9 protein-coding genes are annotated in these 23,282 nt (G+C 69.3%); 2 read left to right on the forward strand and 7 right to left on the reverse strand.

All coding sequences use genetic code 11. From position 1 onward, the window contains the following. Positions 1-320: 320 nt before the first annotated feature. On the forward strand, positions 321-11,636 hold the full coding sequence (locus DS843_RS25190; RefSeq protein WP_167525459.1) for a Calx-beta domain-containing protein: 11,316 nt from the start codon (positions 321-323) through the stop codon (positions 11,634-11,636). A 154-nt stretch (positions 11,637-11,790) separates the two neighbouring features. On the opposite strand, the gene DS843_RS31375 is transcribed toward DS843_RS25190, so the two are convergent. The 3 genes from DS843_RS31375 to DS843_RS25205 all read right to left on the reverse strand — a co-directional run bounded on the left by DS843_RS31375 (position 11,791) and on the right by DS843_RS25205 (position 14,500). Beyond that, positions 11,791-12,384: an IS6 family transposase gene (locus tag DS843_RS31375; RefSeq protein WP_286192306.1), complete on the reverse strand. Its 594-nt coding sequence runs from the start codon at positions 12,382-12,384 to the stop codon at positions 11,791-11,793. Beyond that, on the reverse strand, positions 12,324-13,256 hold the full coding sequence (locus DS843_RS25200; RefSeq protein ID WP_149471583.1) for an IS5 family transposase: 933 nt from the start codon (positions 13,254-13,256) through the stop codon (positions 12,324-12,326). Before DS843_RS25200 ends, DS843_RS31375 begins: the two co-directional genes overlap by 61 nt. 149 nt (positions 13,257-13,405) lie before the next feature. Continuing rightward, entirely contained in the window at positions 13,406-14,500 is a 1,095-nt protein-coding gene (locus DS843_RS25205; RefSeq protein WP_149471584.1) for a site-specific integrase, read from the reverse strand. A 1,087-nt stretch (positions 14,501-15,587) separates the two neighbouring features. Here DS843_RS25205 and DS843_RS25210 point away from each other — a divergent pair. Beyond that, a complete protein-coding gene (locus DS843_RS25210) occupies positions 15,588-16,859 on the forward strand; it encodes a coiled-coil domain-containing protein (protein ID WP_167525460.1) in 1,272 nt (423 codons plus the stop codon). Between the two features lie 100 nt (positions 16,860-16,959). Here DS843_RS25210 and DS843_RS25215 read toward each other — a convergent pair whose 3' ends face one another. From DS843_RS25215 to DS843_RS25230, 4 genes are all read right to left on the reverse strand, one after another. Next, a complete protein-coding gene (locus DS843_RS25215; protein ID WP_149471586.1) occupies positions 16,960-17,655 on the reverse strand; it encodes a LuxR C-terminal-related transcriptional regulator in 696 nt (231 codons plus the stop codon). 77 nt (positions 17,656-17,732) lie between these two features. After that, positions 17,733-18,104, reverse strand: coding sequence for a hypothetical protein (locus DS843_RS25220; protein WP_149471587.1), 372 nt, complete (start codon positions 18,102-18,104; stop codon positions 17,733-17,735). Positions 18,105-18,670: 566 nt separating this feature from the next. Beyond that, positions 18,671-20,767, reverse strand: coding sequence for a BREX system Lon protease-like protein BrxL (gene brxL, locus DS843_RS25225; protein ID WP_149471588.1), 2,097 nt, complete (start codon positions 20,765-20,767; stop codon positions 18,671-18,673). After that, complete coding sequence (locus tag DS843_RS25230) at positions 20,757-23,279, reverse strand: PglZ domain-containing protein (protein WP_149471589.1); 2,523 nt, start codon at positions 23,277-23,279, stop codon at positions 20,757-20,759. Before DS843_RS25230 ends, brxL begins: the two co-directional genes overlap by 11 nt. Positions 23,280-23,282 lie beyond the last annotated feature (3 nt).

The following is a 23,282-nucleotide window of genomic DNA, read 5'->3' on the forward strand; positions in this document are numbered from 1 at the left end:
TTGAATAAAATCAGCTATCTGTGGGGGCAGATAAATGATCAGAACCTTATCTATCTCGATAATAATACCGGCGGCCATGAAGGGCACTTTGGATGTTCTGTGCCGGCCGAAGGGCGATTTTACGGGGCCTGCCCAGGCTCGTAATGCAATTAAAAGTTTATTGCGGCTCAAAAATAAAAAATGAAATCCTGAGAAAGGATGCACGCAGCGCTATCCATCTGGCTTGGCGCATCGCAAACAAAACAACTTGAACGTGATCTCCTCCCCGCCGTATCCGGCGCGGGAGCATGACGGCTGTTGGCCTGACGAGAGTGAATGGAATGATTACGCGCGAACAGATCGAGACACTCAAGTCGGGCATCGACAGTGCCCTTGGCGCCATCGAGGACGCACTGGAAGCGCAGGTCTACGCCGAAAAGCTTCCCATCGTCGGCGACAAGCTGTCCGCAGCCTTCCAGGAGGGCAAGGACGCGCTGAAGGGCATCCGCGCGGTCGAAGACAAGATCGTCGGCGCCATCAACGATATCCTGTACGTCGTCGACAACGCCCAAGGCATCGCGGAAGCCTATGTCGAAGACACGATCAACGCCGCGTTGAAGACTCTGGGCGTCGGCGAGAACACCGTCCAGGCCCTGGTGAACGGGACGGAGGTCACGCTCACCTTCTCCACCCATCAGCATTACAAGTACGAACAGTCCCTCGCCACCGACCTGGGCCTGCCCGGGCTGAACCTGAAAACCGGCGGCATGGCGGCAGCGTCGCTGGATTACGATTTCAACTTCACGGTCGGCGCCGACATCGCCGGCTTTTTCGTCCAGACCGACGGGTCGCAGCCGGAGCTGTCGCTGGGCTTGACCGCCAGCACGCCCGACTTCGGCGCCTCGACCCAATTGGGGTTCATGAATTTCTCGGCGACGGACCGGGATTCCACGCTGGACGGGTACTTCGCGGTCGATCTGAAGGACGCCGACAACGACGGCAAGCTGCGGCTGTCGGAACTGAACAGCGACTTCATCGACGCAACCTTCAGCGGCGTGGCGGACATCGGCGTCCATCTCGACGCGAACATGGGCGACGCCGCCCTACCGAAGGCCAGCGCCGACCTCACGGTCGATTGGTCATTCAACAACAGCGTGGTCGACGTCGAGGACCAGAACGTCACCTTCGGCGCGCTGCCCGTCGTGAAATTCGAGAACGTCCATTACGACTTCGGCACCGTCGTCGAGGACTTCGTCAAGCCGATCCTGCAGAAGCTCGAACCGGTCCTGGAGCCGATCAACCAGGCGCTGGCGGTCCTGCGCACCGACATCAGCTTCCTGAAGAAGCTCCCGCAATGGCAGACGCTGTTCGACCGCGCCGGCGCCGATGTCGGTGGCAAGGACGCCTCGGACGGCAACATCACGTTGCTCGACTTCGTCAAGATCGCCGTCCCCGACCAGAATCTGGTGCCGCTGACCCAGTTCATCAGCATCGTCGATGATGTCGTCGCCTGGGCCGAATATTTCGGCGACCTGGAGCTCGGCCCCGACGCCTACAGCGTCGACCTGGATGTCGGGTCGTTCCAAATGCTGTCGGACATCCGCGACACGGCGTTCAAACTGGCCGAGGCGGCGCCGACCGTCATCAAGGGCGCCCAGGACCTGACCGCCTTCCTGGCGGGGCTGAACACCGGCAGTTGGACACAGGCCGATCCCGAGACCGGGCAGACCGGCCAGGACGTGCTGGAAGACATGCTGCTGGGCGACAGCTTCTCGCTGCCCATCCTGACCAACCCAGCCAGCGCCTTCTCCCTTCTCGTCGGCGGCGACGCCAAGCTCTTCAGCCTCGACCTGCCGGCGATGAGCTTCGACCTCCCGTCCCAGGATCTGCTGTCGATCCCGATCTTCGCGGGCCTGGACGTGAAGGTGCAAGGCGCCCTCGGGCTCGCCATGGATCTGGCCTTCGGCTACGACACCCGCGGCCTGCGCCAGTTCGTCGCCAGCGATCTCACGGACTATGCCACCGTCCTCAACGGCTTCTACGTCAGCGACGTGGACGGAGACGGCGTGGACGTGCCGGAAGCCGTCATCAAGGCGGCGCTGAACCTTTTCGTCAACGCCACGATCGGTGTGGCCTCGGCCGGCGGCGGCGGTGGGATCGAGGGCACCGTCACCCTGGACCTGAACGACCACGTCAACGGAACGCCCGACGACGGCCGCATCTACCTGGACGAGATGGCCCAGTCGCTCCTCACCAACCCCTTCAGGATCTTCGACGCCTCGGGGCTGGTCACGGCGGGACTCGCCGCCTTCGTCAAGGTCGGCGGCTACGACATCTGGCGCTTCACCGCGCCCCGCATCACGCTGGCGGAGTTCAACTTCTCCGACGACCCGGCGACTGCCACCGCAACGGAGCCGCCCCCCCCGCCGGTGCTGGGAACGCTCTCGAATGGGCTCCTGACGCTCAACATCGGCGCCCGCGCCGGCGAGCGGGGCTTGAGCAACAACACCGACGGCGCCGAAACTCTGGCGATCAGCGGCACCGGCGGAGGCGTGGCGGTGCAGGGCTTTGGGCGCAAGCAGAGCTTCACCGGCGTCACGGGCATCGTCGGCGACGGCGGCGCGCAGAACGACGAGATCATCCTCGACCCCGGCACGACGGTGGCAGCCACGCTGTCGGGCGGCGCCGGGATGGACTACCTGTTCGCCGGCGCCGGGGCCGACAGCCTGGACGGCGGGGCGGACCGCGATTTCCTGGAAGGGCACGACGGCGACGACACGCTGCTGGGCGGCGACGGCGACGACGTGCTGGACGGCGGGGCCGGGGCCGACAGCATCGACGGTGGCGCCGGTATCGACGTGCTGACCTATGAATCCTCCACGACCGCGGTGACCATCGACATCGCGGCGGGGACGGTGTCCGGCGGCGACGCCGACGGCGACGTCTTCACCGGCATCGAGGTGTTCGAGGGGTCGAATCTGGCCGATGCGGGCGACCGGATCACCGGCTCCGCCGGAGACGACGCCGCCTTCGGCCTTGCCGGCGACGACCAGTTGGACGGCAAGGGCGGCGATGACTTCCTGTCCGGCGGCGCGGGCAACGACACGCTCGACGGCGGGACCGGCGCCGACACGCTGGCCGGCGGCACCGGCGAGGATCTCTATTACGTGGACGACCTCGGGGATCTGGCCGATGACGCCTACGCCGGCCCAGCCGGTGGCAAGGATCTGGTGATCGCCAGCGTGGACCATACGCTGACCGCCGAGATCGAGGACCTGACGCTCGTCGGGTCGGCGCTGCGCGGCACCGGCAATGCGCTCGCCAACGTCATCCGGGGAACCGGCGGCGACAATGTCCTGGACGGCGCCGGGGGTGCGGACACGCTGCATGGCGGCGTCGGCAACGACACCTACGGTTTCGACAGCCTGGACGACCGGCTGGTCGATGGCTTCAACGAGGGCATCGACGAGATCCGCCTGCAGACCCAGACCCTCGCCGACAGTACCGTCTTCTCGCTGGGCGCCGACGGGCTGACCAACATCGAGAACCTGACGCTGGTTGATGGCGCCCACGCGATCGTCGTGCGGGGCAACGCGCTGGCGAATGTGCTGGTCGGCAATAGTGCCGACGATGGGATCTACGGGCTAGTCGGGTCGGACACCCTGCGCGGCGGGGCCGGCAACGACACGCTCGACGGCGGGACTGAGATCGACGTCCTGGATGGCGGCGCCGGCGACGACGTCCTCCACGTCGGCAATGTCGGCGGCGGCGACACGCTGACGGGCGGGGCCGGCAGCGACATCTTCTCCTTCTATTCCGACACGCGCGACGTCTATGGGGCGTGGGAGTCCAGCGCATCCTCCCCCACCAACCCGGTCACCATCACCGATTTCCAGGGCGGCGGGACCGCCGGCGGCGATTTCCTGAAGATCCGCGTCCCCAACGCCTTCCTCGTCTTCGCGGGCGAACGCGCCTTCGACATCGCCAACACCGCCGCCTTCCAGTTCCCGAACCAGGGCGATGGCCTCGCCGACGTCATCTACGACCACCAGGGGGGCAACACCCGGGTAGCGGTCGACGTCAACGACGACGGCGTCTTTGGCGAGAAGGACCTGCTCGTCGTTCTCCAGGGCACGCACACGCTGACCGCGGCGGACTTCACGGAGACCTTCAACGCCCAGCGCGGCACGGCCGGCGCCGACCGGCTCGAAGGGGCGGAGGACGCAGACCGCTTGTACGGCATCGCCGGCAACGACACCCTGCTGGGCTACGGCGGCGACGACTACGCCGAGGGCGACGCGGGCGACGACAGCCTCCTCGGCGGCGACGGCAGCGACTGGCTGCGCGGCGGGGCCGGCAACGACACGCTGGACGGCGGCGACGGCGACGACAGCGGCACGCCGGCCAACGGCTACCAGGGCGGCCTCTACGGCGGGGCCGGCGACGACAGCATCCTGGGCGGCGCCGGCAACGACAACATCTACGGCGGCGAGTCCTCCAGCGACGAGGCCGACGGCAACGACACCATCGACGCGGGCGACGGCCACGACCAGGTCAATGCCGGCGCCGGGGCGGACCTCGTGCGCGGCGGCGCCGGAAGCGACGTCCTCTACGGCGAGGCGGGCGACGACCGGCTGGAGGGCGGCGACGGCGCCGACGCGCTCTACGGCGGTCTCGGCAACGACACGCTCGACGGCGGCGACGGCGACGACCTGCGCCTGTCGGGCGATGACGGCGACGACCTCGTCCTGGGCGGCGCCGGCAACGACCGGCTGTACGGCGAGGCGGGCGACGACCGGCTGGAGGGCGGCTCCGGCAACGACACGCTGGAGGGGGCCGGCGGAGGCGACACGCTGCTGGGCGGCGAGGGCGACGACGACCTGTCCGGCGACGGCGTCTACGCCGACGCCAGCGGGGCCGCCAAGGGCAACGTCCTGGACGGCGGGGCCGGCAACGACACGCTGCGCCTGCAAAGCGCCGGCGCGACCGCCGGCGACACGCTGACTGGCGGGACCGGCGACGACCTGTTCGACATCCAGACCCGACCCGACCTGTCCGCGTCCGGCACCGACGCGCCGAGCCTCATCACCGATTTCGAAGGAGCCGGGGTCGCCGGCGGCGACCGCCTGAAGATCGCCGTCTACCAGAACTATTCCAACACACCCGTCGCCCAGCCGCTGGTCTGGGCCGGCCAGGCCTCCTTCGGGACGGACGGACGGACGCTCGGCAACGGCGGCGATGGGCTGATCGACGTCCAGTACGAGCATCGCGACGGGCAGACCCTGCTTGCCGTGGACGTGGACGACGACGGCACGCTCGGCGCCGGCGACCTGCTGGTCCGGTTCGACGGCACGCTCACCCTGACCGACGGCGACTTCGTCGACAGCTTCAGCGCCCGGCGTGGCAGCGCCGGCAACGACAGCCTGGACGGCGGCCCCGGCCCCGACATCCTGTACGGCCTGGGCGGCGACGACACGCTGGTGGGCGGCGGCGGCAACGACGCGCTGAACGGCGGCGCCGGCAACGACAGCCAGGACGGTGGGGACGGGCGCGACACGCTGACCGGCGGCGGCGGCAACGACACGCTGGACGGCGGTGACGGCATCGACGATCTGCGCGGCGGGGATGGCGACGACGTCCTCAACGGCGGCGACGGGGACGATTACGTCACCGATTATTCGTCCCTGTCCATCGGCCTGCACGGGGAGGCCGGCAACGACACGCTGAACGGCGGCGCCGGCAACGACCTGCTGGACGGCGGGACCGGCGACGACCGCCTGAACGGCGAGGACGGCGGCGACCGGCTGGCCGGCGGCGACGGGCGGGACACGCTGGACGGCGGGGCCGGCAACGACTGGCTGGACGGCAACGACGGCGACGACCGTCTCGACGGTGGTGTCGGCAGCGACAACCTGAACGGCGGGGCCGGCAACGACAGCCTGTATGGCGGGGACGGCAACGACGACCTGTCCGGCGGCGAGGGCGACGACGCCCTGTACGGCGAGGCCGGCAACGACATGCTGTGGACCGATGTGGGCCGGGACAGCCTGGATGGCGGGATCGGCAACGACACGCTGATGGCCGCTGGTACCGGCGGTGGCCGCCTGACGGGCGGCGCCGGCAGCGACCTTTTCCAGATCAGCAACTCCGGCGCGCCTTACGACCCGTCCACCAGCGCCGCGGCGCTGGTCATCACCGATTTCGACGAGTCCGCTGGCGGCGACCTCCTCACCTTGACCCTGTCGACGGTGGGCAGGCTGGCCTTCGCCGGCGAGGGGACGATCGACGCGGGCAGCGCCAACGACGGGCTGGTGGACGTCGCCTATCATACCGCGGGCGGCAACACGCGGGTCGAGGTCGACCTCAACGACGACGGCGTGATCGGCGCCGCCGACGCCGTGTTCGAACTGGAGGGGATCCACACCCTCACAGAGACGAATTTCCGCGACACCTTCAGCGTCCGCCGCGGCACGGCCGGGGCCGACAGCCTGCTCGGCACGGCGGCCGGCGACCTCATCTACGGCGTCGGGGGTGACGACACCATCCTGGGGACCGACGGCTCTGACACGCTGGTCGGCGGGGCTGGGAACGACAGTCTGGACGGCGGCAACGACATCGACCTGCTGGAAGGCGGCGACGGCGACGATGTCATCGACGGCGGCGCGGGTGCCGACCATGGCTACTGGTCGAACATGCAGTACCGCTACGGCCTCTACGGCGGGGCCGGTAACGACACTCTGATGGGCGGGTCCGGCAATGACCAGCTCGACGGCGGGACGGGCAACGACCGCCTCGACGGCGGAACTGAGGACGATCTCCTCGACGGCGGGGCGGGCGACGATACCCTGCTGGGCGGCGACGGCCGGGACGGCCTCTACGGCGGCACCGGCAACGACAGCCTGGACGGCGGCGACGGCGCCGACAACCTGTCGGGCAACGACGGCGACGACGCGCTGTCCGCCGGCGCCGGCAACGACACGCTCTACGGCGACGACGGCAACGACACGCTGCTGGGCGGGGACGGCGCGGACCGCCTCGACGCCGGGCTCGGCGACGACCGGCTGGAGGGCGGCGCGGAGAACGACAGCCTGGACGGCGGCGCCGGGGCGGACCTTCTGCTGGGCGGGGCCGGCAACGACACGCTCGACGGCGGTTCTCACCAGAGTTACTACGGGACCGACGGCGCGGACACGCTCGACGGCGGCGACGGCAACGACCTGCTGGTGGTCAACAATTCCGGCGGCGGCGACCGGCTGACCGGCGGGGCCGGGACGGACGTCTTCCTCTTCCGCGAGCCCCGGTCCCCGGCGGAGGTCAAAGCCTCGACCGCGTTCCAGGCGGTGTCGCCGGCCGGCAGCCCGGTGACCATCACCGACTTCACCCCCGGCACGGACACGCTGAAGATCGCCGTCGCCGGCGGCAACCTCGCCTTCGCCGGGCGCATTCCCTTCGACATTCCCTTGAGCGGGCCCAGCACCGGCCTGCCCACCGCGGACGACGGGCTGGTCGACGTCTTCTACGACTGGTTCACCGCGGACAGCGCCGACATGACCCGCATCGGCGTGGACTTGGACGACGACGGCGCGATCGGTGCCGGCGACATGGTGATCCAGCTCCAGGGCCGGCACAGCCTGACCGCCGCGGACTTCACAGAGACCTTCTACGCCCAGCGCGGCACGGCGGGCGACGATTCCCTGCGCGGCACGACGGCGGCGGAAACCGTCTATGGCGTCGGCGGCAACGACACCATCGAGGGGCTGGCCGGGAACGACACGCTGTTCGGCGGCGCCGGCAACGACAGCCTGGACGGCGGCGAGGGCAGCGATGCGCTGGAGGGCGGCATCGGCAACGACAGCCTGGACGGCGGTGAGGGCAACGACGCCCCGAGCAACGCCTATTCCTACGGCGACCGCTCCGCCGGCCTGTTCGGCGGGGCCGGGAACGACCTTCTGCGCGGCGGCGCCGGGGACGACGCGCTGTTCGGCGAGGCCGACAACGACACGCTGAAGGGCGAGGATGGTGACGACGCCCTGGACGGTGGCGACGGGGCCGACAGCCTGGGGGGCGGTTTCGGCCTCGACCGGCTGGACGGCGGTGCCGGCAACGACAGCCTGGACGGCGGGGCCGACGATGACACGCTGAACGGCGGCCTCGGCGACGATTCGCTGTTCGGCTCGGTCGGCGACGACCGGCTGGACGGCGACACCGGCAACGACACGCTCGACGGTGGACTCGGCCGAGACAGCCTCTATGGCGGCGAGGGCATGGACGTCTTCGTCTACCGGTCGCCCGACGACGGCGGCGACGAGATCATGTCCTTCGACACGGGCACCTTCGGCGACCGCATCGACCTCACGCCCCTGCTGGCGGGCATCGGCTACAGCGGCAGCGATCCACTGGGCGACGGCGTGATCCGCCTGACCGACGCCGGCCCGGCCACCGTGACGGTCGAGGTGCTGTCGAACGGCAGCTACGTGCAACTGGCCTCGGTCACCGGGTATGGCGGCGGGTTCTCCGCGCAGACGCTGGCGGGCAACCTGCGCTTCGCCGCCAACCAGGCGCCGCAGGCGGAGGCCGACCGCGAGGTCACGGTGGATGAGGATTCCGCCGCGGTCGTGCTGAACATCGCGGCCCCGACCGATGCCGACGGCGACACGCTGACGGTGCTGATCACGGGTCTTCCCAACGCCGGCTTCGGTACCGTCCGGCTCGCCTCCGGGGAGGCGGTGTCCTACAACGACCTGCTGACGCCGGCCCAGCTCGCCGGCCTGACCTTCACGCCGTCGCAGAACGCCAACGGCGCCGCGGGAGCCCTGACCTATACCGTCGGGGATGGGAAAGGCGGGGCGGCCGCCCAGACCATCACCTTCGACATCCAGCCGGTCAATGACCAGCCGACGGCCTCGGGCGATGCGGAGCTGACCGTCTCTCCCGACCAGCCGGCCGTCTGGATGCGCATCGGCTATCCGAGCGACGCGGACGGCGACGAGCTTACCATCAAGGTCACCGGCCTGCCGACCGGCGGCACGGTGCATCTGAACGAGCGCATCCTGGCCGTCGACGATCTGCTGACCGCGTCCGAACTGGGTGCTCTGACCTTCACCGTCGGGGCGCAGACCGGGCGCGCGGCCGGCCGCTTCACCTACGAGGTCCAGGACGGCCATGGCGGCCAAGCCACCGGGGCCGTGGACATCAAGGTCGACATCCCCCTCCCCACGCTGGAGATTGCCGTCGGCGACGCCGTCCGGAGCGAAAGCACGGGTGGGGAGACCACCTTCACCTTCCTGATCACGCGCAGCGGCGACACCTCGGACGAATCGTCGGTGGATTGGTCGGTCTCCGGCTTCGGCATCGACGCTGCGGATGGGGCGGACTTCGGCGGCACGCTCCCGTCCGGGACGGTGCGCTTCGCCGTCGGGGAATCCTCGCAGACCGTCTCCGTCTCCGTCAGCGGGGACAGCGCCCTGGAGCCGGACGAGAATTTCGTGGTCGATCTCGCCAACCCGGTCGGCGCGACCCTCACTGGCTGGACGGCCGTCGGCACGATCCTCAATGATGACGCACCCGCCGGCGAGACGGCGACGACGCTGGACATCGCTCCGGAAACCGGCACTGTGGCGAGCGGGGACGAGGGCGCGGCGCTGACCTTCCTGGTCACGCGCTCCGGCGACCTCAGCGGCTCGACGACTGTCTCCTATGCGGTGGCCGGCACCGGTCCCAACCCGGTGGTGGCGAACGACTTCACCGGCGGCAGCCTGCCCCAGGGCACGGTGATCTTCGCCCCGGGCGAGCAGACCGCCCGCATCACCGTCGCCGTCCAGCCGGACGGTTCGGTGGAGGCCGACGAGATGTTCACGGTCACTCTGACGAGCGCCGCGGGCGGAACGATCCGCGCGCCCTACGCCGTCGGCGTCATCCGCAACGACGACACCGTTCCCGCGGGTCCGGCGACGACTCTCTCCATCGCGGCGGAGGCCGGTGGTGCGGCCTACGAAGGCAACAAGGGCACGGCGCCCGTCACCTTCCTCGTCACGCGCTCCGGCGACCTGTCCGGGACGACCACCGTCGCCTATGCGGTGGCGGGCTCCGGCCTGGCCCCGGCGGCGGCGGACGATTTCGCCGGAACCGTCCTGCCCCACGGCACGGTAACCTTCGCGCCGGGCGAGGAGACGGCCCGCATCACCGTGACGTTCCAGGGCGACACCGTCGTTGAAGGCGACGAGACCTTCACAGTCACCCTGAGCGACGCGACCGGTGCCGCGATCCTCACGCCCTCCGCCACCGGCACGATCCGCAACGAGGACGTCGCCACCGGCGGCGGCAGCCAGCCGATCGGCGACGAGACGGTCGGCGAGGTCGTCGTCCACACCCGCCAGGGAACGGCGCCCAGCGGGATCAACCTTCCTTTCGTCGAGACGGAGATCGACCAGGACGTGCCGCAGAACGACAGCGGCGACGGCGTCACGGTCGCGCTGATGCGGGATGGCGGGAATGCGCCGCTGTTGCAGGCGACGGTGTCGCCGGGCGGCCGCATCACCGCCTATGGCCCGCAGTCGACTGTGGACAGCGGCCAACTGGCCGGCATCGTCGAGAGCATGTTGGCGACCAACCTCCCGAACGGGCAGGGCGCGTCGATCAAGGAGGCGATCCAGGGCTTCGCGAACGGAGCCGGCAACGGCGGCCAGATGACCGTGCGGGCGCTGACGCCGATCGGAACGGGGGCGATCACCATCACCGGGTCCTCCGGCACCGGGGCTCCGCGCGAAACGCTGATCTTCAACATGAGCAGCGCGCCCGGCGGTTCGGTCATCCTCAACGAGGTGGACGTCGTGGTGGTCGTCGGCAGCGGCTCCTTCACCGGAGGCGCCGGCAACAGCCTGACCATAGGCGACTCCTCGTCGCAGCACATCAACCTCGGGCCGGGCGACGACACCACGCGTGGCGGCGGCGGTAACGATGTGGTGGCCAGCACCACCGGCCGCGACCTGCTATCGGGCGACGAGGGCAACGATACCATCCATGGCGGTGCCGACGAGGACACCCTGCTCGGCGGCGACGGCAACGATCTGATCGGCGGCGGTACCGGTGACGACCTGATCAGCGGCGATGACGGCAACGATGTCCTAGTTGGCGAGGACGGCAGCGATGCGGCAATCGGCGGAGCTGGCGACGATGTCCTCTTCGGGATGGCCGGGGCCGACCTGCTGACCGGCGACGCGGGTATCGACACGATCGTCGGCGGCGACGGCAACGACTCCATTCTGGGAGGAACGGGACATGATCTGATTGGCGGCGGTGATGGAGACGACCTGATCGACGGCGGCGACGAAAACGACACGCTCATCGGCGAAGCGGGCAACGACACGCTGTTCGGCGGGGCCGGCGACGACTTGCTGTGGGGGTTTGGCGGCGATGATTGGCTAATCGGCGGTGATGGCCGCGACACCTTCGCCTTCATGCTCGATGGCGGGAACGATCTTGTGTTCGGCTTCAATCCGGACGAGGACCTGCTGGGCTTCGGCATCCTGGGAATGGACCTTGCCCAACTGATGGCGAACGCCCGAACGGTCGGTGGCAACACGGTGTTCACCCTGCTGGACAAGAGCACCATCACCGTGGTGGGTGTCACCGGCGTGACCAACGCTTGGTTTAGCTGACAGCCAGTTTCAAAAGTCAGGCAGCGTGTTGCAGCGAGGCGCCGGCTGGGAGCAATGCGGAAAAGTGGGTGACGGTCTGGTCAGGCGGTTGTGTCAGGTTTCGCGCCACAGGGTGAATGAGGTCAAGACGACGCCGTGAATTGGGTGGCGTGGACTACACGACAGGGATCATGTCGCGCAGAGCGGCGATCCGCTGGACATGGATCGCCCGCCGGCGCGCCGCCGGGACGTGTTGCTTGCGCCGAGTCGCCGGGCGCAGGAAGTTGCGCACCTCATCGTGAGCCCGGCAGAAGCGGGCGGCGCTGCTGGAGGACTTGAAGCCGCGCATCGGGCGTGTGCGGCCTTTCACCCCGCGGTGATCTTGCTCCAGATGATTATTCTTGAACTTTGAAGTTCGGTGCTCGACGTCGTCTCCGAACATCTCCTCGAGGGCCGGCGGGTAGCTGGCGTGCTTGTCGGTGGTGATGGTCTCCGGGATGATGCCCGTCACCTCAATGGCCGAGCGGAAGAACGCCTCAGCGGCAGCCTGGTCGCGGGTGGCGCTGAGATAGACGTCGACCAAGTTGCCGTCGCTGTCGATGGCGCGGTACAGGTACTGCCACTGGCCGGCGACCTTCAGGTACGTCTCGTCGAGACGTTGGTGCAGAACTCGGCGCGTTGGCGGACTCCGCCCTGGAAAGTTGTCGTTCAGGCGACCTTGCGGGAGGCCAGCATGCCGAGGCTGGTCATCATGTTCATGACCTTGCAGCCGACCGCCGCCTCGACTTTCTGGGCAGGCAGAGTCCGGGCGCGGAGGCTGCGCCCGATCAAGGTCTTGTACCGCAACATTGCCACCTCCCCGAGCGATCGGCGTCCGTAGCCGACCGCCCGCTGCCAGCCGAGCCGTCCGCATTCTGCGATCATCTGGATGTGCTGGTCGCGCTGCGTGGGCGCGCTTGCAGCGGTCTCGCTCGGCACCGCGGTGGAGCGCGGCGGGATGATCACCTCAGCGTCGGGGGTGTGGGCGGCGACGGCGCGGTAGACCGGCTCACCGTCATAGGCGCCGTCCGCCAGCACCGTGCCGATCGGGCGTTTGATCTGGTCGAGCAACGGGCCGACCAGCGAGGCATCGCCGTCCTGCGTGGTCGTCAGCTCCGAGGCGAGGATCTCGCCGGTATCGGGATCGACCGCCAAGTGGAGCTTTCTCCAGCTCCGGCGCGCTTGGCCTCCATGCTTTTCCAGGTGCCACTCGCCCGTGCCGAACACCTTCAGCCCGGTGGAGTCGATGACCACGCTGACCGGCCCGTCCGTCCTGGCCAGGGCTGACGCGACCTCCCGATTGGCGCTGCGCCGGGAGAAGGTCGTGTGATCCGGAACCGGCAGGTCAAGGCCGAGCAGGCGCATGAGCGAGCCCAGCAAACCCTCGGTCTGCCGCCACGGCCGACTGAACGCCAGACGCAGCATCAGCCCGGCTTCGATCGCCACGTCCGAGTAGCGCGCCGGCCGGCCGCGTCGGCCCGTAGCGGGCGGCGTCCAGGCGGCGACCGCCTCCGGCGTCACCCAGATCGTCAGGTCACCGCGCCGGCGCAGCGCCGCATCGTAGGCCGACCAGTTCTCCACACGGTACCGGGCCTTCGGGATCTTATGGCGGCGGGGCTCATTGGCCTAGTACGGCATCAGCGGCTCGACTTCAGCGGGCAGCCTCTATACCCGCTCGCCCTCCCGACCACCACCAGCCCGGGCTTTGTGCACCAACGTCTCGTACATCGGATGCAAGGCGCCCAGTCAGTCTAGTAGACGCCTTCGGACGGATGCTGGCGCCACAGGTCGGCCTTGCGGGCGTACTTGCGGAAGGCGTCGAAGCTGGCGTGGCGGGAGTGCTGCATGACGCGGGTCGGGTTCTTGTCGTGGTACATGCTGGTGGTGATGTAGCCGCTGCGCAGGCTGTGCGGCCCGATCTCGCTCACCGGCAGCCCGGCGGCGGCGGCCCACGTCTTGACGATTCGGGTCACGGCGGTCGCGTGCAGGGCCTTCAGCGCCAGCGAGCCGTTGCGCTCGATCTTGCGGAAGACCGGGCCACCCGCGATGCCGATGCCGGATCGGTTCAGCCACTCCTGGACGGCGCGTACCGGGCAGAGCTCCGGCAGGCGGTCGGCGCGCCAGATCGCCACGCTCGCGCCCTTGCCGAACTGGTCGGCCTTGCTCGTCGGCAGGAACACCGTCAGGCCGTGTCCGGCGGGGTCGATCTCGAGGTGGTGGCGCTCAATGCCGACCAACTCGGAGCGGCGAAAGGCGCCGGCCCAGCCGAGCAGCAACAGGGCGCGGTCGCGCAGGAGCGTGAGCTCCAGGGCCTCGCGTTCCCACGGCTTCAAGTCGGCGGCCGCGTCGGCGTCGAGGCGAATGGCGCCGACCAGCCGCTCCAGATCGGACGGCGCTCGCTCGGCGCCGCCGCGCGACGGCAGCGGACCGAGCAGCTCGCGACGCTGGGACGACAGGCGGGGGCCGAGCGGCGCGGTGCGCCGTGGCTTCTCCTCTTCGGGCCGATAGCGGCGGGCTTTGGGCGCCGGGCGCTTCCCCTGGACGATCTCCTCGCGGGCGCGGTGGCGTTCGGCGGCTCGGGCCAGCAGCGTGCGCTGCCGCTCCTCGCGGGCGCGCCGGAGTTCGGGATTCTCGGTGCTCGTGTAGCTGCGCCGGACGCCAGCCATCAGCTCCTCGATCGCCGCGTGGCCAGTCGGGTCGTCGTCGGCCAGGCCGGCCTGCTGGTGACGCCAGCGGATCGCCGCCCGCACGACGCCGATCCGGCTCGGCGACAGCCCGCGTTCCGCCAACTCGGCCAGGTACATCGCCAGCGTCTCGACGGCGCAGGGCAGGGCGGTCTCGCCCATTTCCTCGCACCACGCGTCGAACAGGGCCCACGCCCGCCTGTAGGCCGACAGCGTCGAGGATGCCCGCGATGCCGCGTGCAGCTTGAGCGCGGCCGCCTTCAGCGTCTCCTTGCGCCGCTCAACGGAGAGCGCGCCGCCGGAGGCGGGCAGGGCAGGGAGGGGGGGCGTCCGGTCGTCCATCGTCGTCACCGTGAGTAGGGGAGGGGGAGTCTTGCCAGCAAGGTAGCGCTGGAGCTGAAAGAATACAACTTAAAATAGCAGATGGATCCTGTCCGCCGTCTCCGAACCTCGGGCTTTGGCACCCTTGTTCGGTGTGGCCACCTCGCGGATGCTGCGGGGGTAGAGCGGTTGCAGCCCGAGTGCGGCTTGCGCCGGGGCCCGTCGGCAAGGATGCGCAGCAGGAGGAGCTGAAGGGCCGGGGAGCCCAGGAGGGCGTGGCCCCACTCGACACGCCGTCCAGGCAGCGGTGCGATGGCGGTGCTCGTCAGGGACGCGTCGGCATCGGGGCATGGTGGTCACACCTTATCTATATGGATCTATATGGGCCCGCACGGTCGGCTCGGGTCGCCAGCGGCCGATTGGTCACCGCGCCGGTTGGCAACCACGCCCGGGACCACCGTTCGCTCCCGGCGGCGATGTGCCGGTCGACGAGCTCGTCCGCCCCGGCCCTCGATCCCGACACCATGACCTCCCCCTGCCTTCCGGACGGCGCCGCCAAGAGGGGTCTGCCGCCATTGGCGTCGCTCGATCCTCCCGCCCGTGCCGTGGGCGCGCCGCGGGCCGCCGAAACGCCGATCACACCAGGAGCCGTCCGGTCGACGGTGCCATGGATCGGGGTTCGCGCCTCGTCCTGTGCTGGGCGTGCTTTCTACCGCTGTCTTGCTTGGTAGCCCGGCAGGATCGGAAAGGCAAGTTTCCGATCCTGTCAGAGCCGTGGAGCGGGGCAGGGTGCCGGCCGCGAACCCCATCCGCGCACTGTACGATCAAGAAATACACCAATGTACGGTACAGAAATACGGAATACACATTGAACGCGTTACGATACGCGCGTATGATGGCGATACGCGTACGGAAGGAAGCGGCGGTCATGGATACGGAAGCGCTGGCGAAGGACGTCGAGAGCATGGTGGAGCGGCTGCGTGATCTGCGTGAGGCGATCGCCATGGGACGGGCGTACGCGGAGATCGAGGACGACCGCGCCGAAATCGCCCGCACGCCGGCCGGCGGCAAGGCCGATCCGCACACGGCCGAGCGCCGCATCCTCGCGGCTTTCCGTCTGCACGTGCACGAGCACGGCGGCACCAGGCCGACGAACGACCAAATCCGGAAAGCCCTCGGCAGCGGTAGCCTCACGGACATCACCCCGGTCGCCCGCGTGCTGCGGGCCGCCTGGGCTGCCGCCCCCGGCGCGGCGCCGCGTGCCGAGACTCCGAAGGATGGCAACGCGGCCGTGATCGCCGAGGTCCTCCCGCCCGCCACCGAGGACGAGGCATTGCGCGCGCTGATCGTCGATCTCGCCAAGGGCGTCGACGCCCGCATCCAGCGCGAGCGGGCGGTCGAGCGGCGGGCCGCCGACGGGCGGCTGGCCGAGGCCCTGCGCGAACGCGACGGACAGTGGAGCGAGCGCATGCAGGCGCAGGCCGCCCTGCACGCCGCCGAGAGCGCGACGCGCGACATGGAGCTCACCGCGGTCCGCGCCGAGCTGGCCGACGAGCGGCGCAACGCCGACGACATGGCGGCCGCCGCCGACGGTCTGCGCGAGGAGCTGGCGACCGCCACCGCCGAGTTGGAGACGCTCCGGTCACGGGCCGCGACTCTGGAGGCGCGGGAGGACCAGCTCGAGGGCGAGCTGACCGAACGGCAGCGCCGCGTCGGCGAACAGACGGCGCGCGCCGAGGCGGCCGAGGCGGAGCGGGACGCGGCCCGCCGGGACGCCGATGCCCTGCGCGACCGGCTCGCCGAGGCCGGGCGGGCGCATGCCGCCGCGCTCGAGCGCCTCGGCGCCGATTTGGCGGAGGCCCGCCGCCAGCGCGAAGACGAGCGTCGGCGCAATCACGAAATGGTGGAAGCCCGGGTGGCCGCGGAGAAAACCGCCTCGGAGGCGACGGCCCGAGCCAAGGGGGCGGTCGATGAAGTGGTGCGGCTGCGCCAGGCCCATGATGACGAGCAGGCCAAGCGCATCGACGCCGAACGGATGGTCGTCCGTCTCACCGCCGAACGCGACGTTGCCGTCCGCCCGGCACCGAGCGGCGACGGAGCGGCCGTACAGGTGCCCTCCCCCGCTCGGGAGTCGGCCGCGGGCGCCGGACGCCGGAAGACGACGAGGCCGCGGCGTGGCGCGGCTCCCGTTTCGGCGTAGGAGCCCCACACCGCAATCCACGGAGACGACGACTTGGTGGCCGCAACGCGCCGGGAGGGCCGGGCGGCGGCCCTCAGGGAACGGCTCCCTCCGGCCCGGCTCACCGGGAAGCAGGGCGCAGCAGGCGGCACGCCAGCTCGGTGCGGCTCCGCACCTTCGTGCCACGAAAGATCGCGGTGGTGTGCACCTTGACCGTTCCTTCGCTGATGTGGAGCCGTCTGGCGATCGCCTTGTTCGGCAATCCCTCGGCGATCAGGGCGGCGATGGTCCGCTGCTGTGGGGTGAGGCTCGCGAGGGGGCTGGACGCCGGGGCGATCGTCGCGTGCTCGTGGCCGACCACGACCGGCGCCGGCGCATGCGTCCGCGTGAAGCCGCTCGACACCGCCCCGAAGCCCGCGCCCACGCTCGCCACGGCGGCGCGCAGCGCCTCCGGCGTCTCGGTGCCGGCGAGGAGGATGTCGGCGCCGGCGGCGATCACCGCGGCGAGGCTCCCGCCCTGCTCCGGCGGCATCACGACCGCGACCACCGGGGCGCTGCGGAGGGACCGCGCCTGCGCGACGTCGACCAGGGTGTCGGCGTCAACGCTCGGCGCGTGCAGCACCACGAGGCCGTGCCCGACCGCGTGGTCGAGGCGCCACAGAGACTCACAGATGTCGACGACGCTGGCCAGCGCGGCGCGTTCGACGAGCCGGGCGATCCCCTGGCCGATCAGGGCGTTGGCGCTCAGCACCGCGGCCGGGGGCAGCGGCGCGGCCGCATCGGCCGCGACCGTGCGGACGGGTGCGGTGTTCGGCATGATCCTGTCCTTTTGAAAATGCGGGAGTCCGGCGAGGGGCGGCTCCGTCGGACCTGTCCCCGCGGTTTGGCGCGCTCTCACGGTCCGCTGAACGCAACGCGCGTCGGACTGAAGTGGACGACCGGACGGGTCAGGGTCGGATGGGCACAAATGGCCCCCTGCGTCATCAGCGCGTCGACATCGCGCTCGAAAGCATCCCGGAGCTCGATCTGAAGCGTGTACGCGTGCCGACGCAATACCTCGAGCAGGGCCTGAATGTGGTCCAGATGGCGCGCGGAACGGCCGCGGCGCGCCCAGCGGTGGCAATGGAGCACGATGGCATCGACCGTGTCGTTGACCGCGGCGTCGGTGGGCGTGGCGACGGGCAACGGCGAGGCCTGCAGCACGGCGTCCTCGTCGAGGTAATCGGTGAGCTGGTGGGCGCGGGCGATGGTGAAACGGACCGACATGACGGCTGCTCCTTGCGAACGGACGCGCCGCCGATCCCGTCCGTGGGACCGGCGGTCCGCAGGCCGCCGCCGGTCCCACGGACGGGGAGGCCGACGTGACGCTCGCGATGCGGCTGTTCCACACCCAATCGGCCACTGGGGTCTACGCGGCGGTCTACGAGCGCCATCCCGCGGCCTTGGTGGTGGGCGCAGCGACGCTGTGCTTATCGACACCGCCGAGACCGCCCCGAGCCAACGCGATTGTCACATCCAGACGATTGCACAGGAGGGCCGAATGGCTTGGCAGCGGAGCAGTGGCCACAACATGCGCACCCGTATGCTCGACCTCGGACGCCCGAATTCCGTCCGCATCGCCGGACCCCAGCGGGGTTGGGGCGTTCCATTGCCCCGCTCGCCTCGCTGCAACACGCCGGCCCTCCCCTACGCCGGCGTCGGCCGCGGCCGCTGGAGGCCGGAAGACGACGAGACCGCGGCGTGGCGCGGCTCCCGTTCCGGCGTGGGAGCCCCACACCGCAACGACATATTGAAGGGCCGCTTACTGCGGCACACATCCTTGTGGATGGGTATTACCTGAAGATGTCGACCTTCGTTTCCAAGCATTTCCTCAGGCTGAAGTCATTGACGCCAATGCTAAACCAGCCATCCGGCTTCTGATAGAAGTCCAAACCGCGCCCGATCTTCACGACCCACCCGTTGTCGATGTGGATTTCACGGTCGTGAATGGTTTCGCTTAGCTCGATGTCGAGGACGACGTCGTACTCGAGCAGGCTCTGTTTCAATTCCGACAGGCGCTCTTTGACCATTGCCATGTCGGTCTTGTCGTCGTAGCCGGTCTTCAGATGGATCCGGCGGATGGTCGGGACCCTGACCACCGTCTCGCAGAAGCGGAGGAAGTTGGCGATCTGGTGCGGGGCCCGGATGTAGGGGTCTTCGATGACCACTGAACGGCCGCCCACGAGGTAAGCGCCGAAGATCGAGTCGTAGGTGTGGCCGGTGTCGCCGTACTGGATGGTGAAGTGCTGTTCGGTGAGTTCGGCCGGCTTGGGAGCGGCGGATTCGGCCTCATCGGCGGCCGTGGTCGGAGCGGCTGGGGCCGACGCGGAGCGGGGAGCCGCCGGCGGGGCGATCGGCTCCTCGGCGGTGGTGTCATCCAGCTTTGTCAGGCGGCGGCGGATGGGTTCCAGGGTCGCCGGGGCGTTCTTCGATTCGGGGCAGTGGACGACGACCTCCTGGCCGTCGGCGGCGATGTAGGAGAGGTTGATGCGCGCGAACTCGTCGTCCGGCTTGCGCTTGTTCATCTGCTCCTTGACGCGGCGCCGGCATTCGACCGCATAGGCGGTGTACTCCTCGAACTCGGCGTCGGTCGGGCTGTCGATGGGGTGCAGGATCTTGAGGAAGGCGCAGAGCGTCTTCTTGATGCCCTTCTCATCGCGCCCCTCCACGGCGCGGCCGAGCCTCAGGCGCTTGCTGACCTCCTCGTACCGATTGCTATGCTTGAGCTGGTAGTGGAAGGCCTCGGCCAGGTAGTCGGTAATCAGCCCGTACTGGTCGGTCAGGAAGGCGCTGCTGTTCTTCGGCATTTCCCAGCCGGGGAGATAGCAGGCGAAGCGGTCCATGATCGCCAGGTCGAACTGCGGCGGCAGCGGCAGGAACAGGTCGTACTCGGTGGAATTGACGATCTGCTCCACCGATTGGTCGATGTTGCCGACGAAGGCCATGCTGGCGTCGGCGATCACCTCCACCCCGCGGGAGAAGCGGCCGTTCGCCATGTAGTCCTTCATGATCTGGATGGTGTCGGGGTCCTTGACCTTGATGCCGCCGACCTCGTCGAAGGCCACCGTGTCCCAGAAGCCGACCAGCCCGATCCTGCCGCGGGCGTTGTTGTAGAACAACACCGACTTGGTCGCCTGCCCGCCGCTGATGAGCGTCGAGTAGGGCGAAAACTCGCTGAAGAAGTAGGACTTTCCGGTGCCGCGTGGCCCCAGCTCGATGAAGTTGAAGTTGGACTCCACCAACGGCGCCAGCCGGGCGATGAAGTGGAACTTCACTCGCTTGGACAGCTTCGACGGCTCCAGGCCGACCGAGCGCAGAACGACGTCCATCCATTCGTCGCGGGTGAACTCCCGGCGGCCCTCGCCGTAGCCGCCGAAGTCGAAGCGGCTGAGCTGGACCGGGCGCAGATCCTCCACGTAGAAGGCGTAGTTGTCGGCGTCGATGTCGTTGTGGGCGATCGTCACCTCGGCCCAGATGCCGCCTTCCAGAAGCCGGTCGTTGTCGCGGTAGAACCGCTCGCCGATGGCGATCCGCTGGGACGCGAAGTTCTCCAGCGAGGCCCAGTGGCGCTTTTCCTTCTCCACGTAGCGCACGTGGACCTTATCGATGAACTTGTGCTTACCCTTCATGGCGACGCGGGACTGGGCCGCGTTCGACTCGTCGGGGCGGACGTAGTTTTCGTGCAGGGTGGCGAGCACGGCTTCCATGCCGGCCTGGATCTCGGCCGGCTCGTCGCTGGCGCAATAGCGGGCGAGCAGGAACTCCAGCACGAAGGTGGGCACGTTGGTGCCCTTCTTGATCCGGTGCAGCAGGTCCTTGCGCACCACTTTGCCGGCGAAAACCTCGTTCAGCTTCCGGTCGAGAGCGTCGGACACCACGTCAGACGGCATAGTCGGTCTCCAGCTCCAGCGTGGTGTAGGTGGCCAGCGTCGTCGGGTTGAGCGCCTTCACGATGAACTTGCCCTCGAACTCCATCGCCATGCGCAGGGTGACCTGCTCCTTCTGACCGGGCCGTAGGGTGATGGTGCCGGTCGCCGCGTTGACGGCGCCGCCCGCTTTGGCCTCGCCCACCACATTGCCCTTCCTGTCCTGGGCTTCCAACAGGATCTCGAACTCCGCGGCCTGGGAGAACATGTCGGTGCTCTCCACCGCGATCTCGATCACCGGTAGGCGGGTTGTGATTCGGCGCGCCCCCCTGCGGTAGCCCAAGGTGATGGTGGCGGTGGCGACGTCCGGCTGCGTCTCCTTCTTCAGCCTCACCGTCAGCACCGGGACGATGGCTTCCTGCAGCGAGGCGCCGCCGTGGAAATACAGCAGGCCGCGACGATACGGGGCCATGCTGCGTGGCCCGGCGAAGACGCGGAAGTCGCCCCGGATGCCCACCCGCTCCGCCGGAATCGCGAAGTTGGCGCTGTCCCCCGCCCCTTCGCCCAGTAGGCTGCGGTCGTGCAGGGTGATCCAGGTGCCGGCCGGCTTGCCGCAGACGTCGCCGGCTTCTGCCTGGGCATTCAGGAAGAAGCCGTGGTCGGTGGCGACCACCACGTCGTTGAAGCCGGCGTCCTTCACCAGGCGGACGGCAACGCGGATGCGCTTCAGCATCTGCTGGAGCAGGCTGAGGGTCGTGTCCGGGCTGTTTTCCAGGTGGCTGTCGATCTCGGTGTCGCGCAGGACGAGCAGCGACACCGTCGCCGGGATCGCCGGCTTGCCCTTTACATAGGCCTTCAGCACATGCTCGGCGAAGCGGTCGCCGTAGCGGGCGCGCAGGACGTCCATGCGCTGGGTCACGCTGGGCAGGGGCTTGCCGTCGAGCGTGGGCACGATCCCACCGTCCGCGCGGGCCAGCGAAAGCCCCGCCGCGGCGCCGGGCAGCAGGCTGGCCATGCCGACCGGCGTCACGGTCGGCATCTGGGTGCACGCCGGCACGATCTCGGCGGCATCGCCGTCACCGAGTTGGCCGACCAGGGCCACGCCCAGTTCGTAGCGCAAGGCGTCGACGACGATGAAGGCGACGCGGCGCCCGCTCTCCTTCAGCAGTGGCGCGACGTGGCGATCGAAGACGTCGGCGTTCGCCAGCCGACCGGTCGGCGGCCAGCCGCTCGTCTCCAGATGGCTGGTGAAGACCGGCTGCACCTTGCCCATCAGCGTGGCATAGCGGCGGCGCGCCTGGTCCACCACTGCGGCCATGGTCTCATCGGGAGCGACGTGGTCGCCGACCGCCTGCTCGAACTCGCGCTGCAGCTGGTCGACCCGGCGCAGGTTGGCGACGTAGAAGTCGATCAGCGGGTTCAGGCCGCCGACGTGGTCACCAAGCTGGCGGTCGGCGTCGTCACAGGCTTCCACCAGGGCGAGCGCCGCCGCCAATAGGTCCCACTGTTCCCGGCTTTCCCCCTTGTCGGACCAGACGGAGCCCTCGTTCCGGCGGACGATCGCACGAACCGCGTCCAGCCGGTCCTCGCGCAGGGCCCGCACCGCGCCGGCCAGCACCGACCGCTCCTCGAACGGGAAGGTGTCCCGCACCCCCAGGTCCTCGACCCCGGCGCAGAGCGCCGGCAGGTTCAGCTCCCGCTCGATCGCCTCGGCGCGCTCGACATAGGTGGGCCGCAGCTTGGCGGTGCCGCGCAGGCCGTCGCACAGGTCCTCCACCATCGCCCGCGCGGCGTCCGGCGCGTGCGGCACGCCGGCCAGGGCCGCTGGCGATTCCACGGGCAGGTCGAAGCGGAACTCGCTGAACAGCAGATAGCGCCACAGCTCCTCCGCGACGCTGGACCAGGTCTTGCCCTTGGTCTTCAGCTTCAGGCCGAGGGCGGCGTCGAGCAGCGCCCGGGCCTCCGTCACCCACGCATCGTTGCCCTTCAGCGCCTCCCCTTGGGCGGGCGTGGGGACCAGCAGCGCGAACAGGATGTCGCGCGTCGATTCCACACCCAGCAGCGTGCGCAGCGTCGGCCACTTCAGCCCGCCGCCGACGTTGTCGATCAGCTCGAACGCGGGCGACGGGTCCTGGTCGAACAGGCGGCGGATCTCGGCCGCATGGTCGGGCTTGGCGCGCAGGCAGAGGCTGAGATAGGCGTGCCCGTCACCCTCCGGAAAGGTGGCGCCGAAGGTGCCGTAAGCGGCGAAGGGATCGGCCTGCTTCGCTTCGTCGGTCACCGGCGGACGGGTGGGCACGTAGATCAGCAGCCCCCGCTGCCTGGGCCCGTTCAGCGCCGCGGCCGGCAGCGCCGCAAGCGCCGCCTCGCGGCTCTCGATGCTGCTCTCGCTGGCGTCCACCACGGTGACGCGCTCGCCGCCCATGGACCGGCAGAGGTCCCGGTAGCGGCGGTCCGGGTCGTAGACGACCAGGACACCGCGCTTACCCAGGAGCATCGCGAAGACCTCGTCACGGATGAACTCGCGGATGCCCATGGG

The sequence above is a fragment of the Roseomonas genomospecies 6 genome (genome assembly GCF_008365375.1).
GTDB lineage: Bacteria > Pseudomonadota > Alphaproteobacteria > Azospirillales > Azospirillaceae > Azospirillum.

Bases quoted from the DNA above. Each gene is read 5' to 3' on its own strand.
- DS843_RS25220 (WP_149471587.1), bottom strand. From the start codon at position 18,104: ATGTCGGTCCGTTTCACCATCGCCCGCGCCCACCAGCTCACCGATTAC.
- DS843_RS25230 (WP_149471589.1), bottom strand. From the start codon at position 23,279: ATGGGCATCCGCGAGTTCATCCGTGACGAGGTCTTCGCGATGCTCCTG.
- DS843_RS25215 (WP_149471586.1), bottom strand. From the start codon at position 17,655: ATGCCGAACACCGCACCCGTCCGCACGGTCGCGGCCGATGCGGCCGCG.
- DS843_RS25210 (WP_167525460.1), top strand. From the start codon at position 15,588: ATGGATACGGAAGCGCTGGCGAAGGACGTCGAGAGCATGGTGGAGCGG.
- DS843_RS25190 (WP_167525459.1), top strand. From the start codon at position 321: ATGATTACGCGCGAACAGATCGAGACACTCAAGTCGGGCATCGACAGT.
- brxL (WP_149471588.1), bottom strand. From the start codon at position 20,767: ATGCCGTCTGACGTGGTGTCCGACGCTCTCGACCGGAAGCTGAACGAG.
- DS843_RS25205 (WP_149471584.1), bottom strand. From the start codon at position 14,500: ATGGGCGAGACCGCCCTGCCCTGCGCCGTCGAGACGCTGGCGATGTAC.